The organism is Vibrio sp. S12_S33, assembly GCF_963889785.1.
Taxonomy (GTDB): Bacteria; Pseudomonadota; Gammaproteobacteria; order Enterobacterales; family Vibrionaceae; genus Vibrio; species Vibrio aestuarianus.
Genome location: NZ_CAWPQZ010000259.1, coordinates 1 through 443, shown reverse-complemented (window position 1 = coordinate 443; position 443 = coordinate 1). Strand labels below are relative to the sequence as shown.

Sequence of the window (443 nt, the reverse complement as noted above, 5' to 3'; positions counted from 1 at the left end):
TTAGCTCAAAGTCTGAGTGATAAACTGGCCATGTCGCTTTCGTCCAATCAACGCCAACTAACTTACTGTCTTGAAATTTAAGCTCAAAGAGCTTTGAGTTTGTAAAATCGACCAAACTCAAATTACAGCGTTCAAATGTGCAGTTTGTAAACTTACATTTCTGAAATTTAACCGCTGAGAAATCGCAGTCGGAGAATTGGCAATCTTCAAACTCGACGTTGCTATATTTCTCATCTGGTGAGGAAAACTTCTCAAAAGAAACGTCGAAATATTGCTCATTATTTTTTAAATCTGTCATCGTATCCTCTGAATAGCCTAACGCTGCGTTAAGTGGTGAGCAACGCGACTACAATCCTAAACCATTGCGCCTTAAACACAAAACTCAACCTAGAATCGAAACTCCCAAGCGTTGGGAATCCGTCTTAAACGCCTAGTTAGCTGCT

General features: G+C 40.0%; 1 protein-coding gene. It reads right to left on the bottom strand.

Annotation, left to right across the window (positions count from 1 at the left end; genetic code table 11):
* Positions 1 to 298 (bottom strand): pentapeptide repeat-containing protein (locus tag AACW06_RS20070; protein WP_192076388.1); only part of this gene is annotated, 298 nt, incomplete at its 3' end.
* Positions 299 to 443 lie beyond the last annotated feature (145 nt).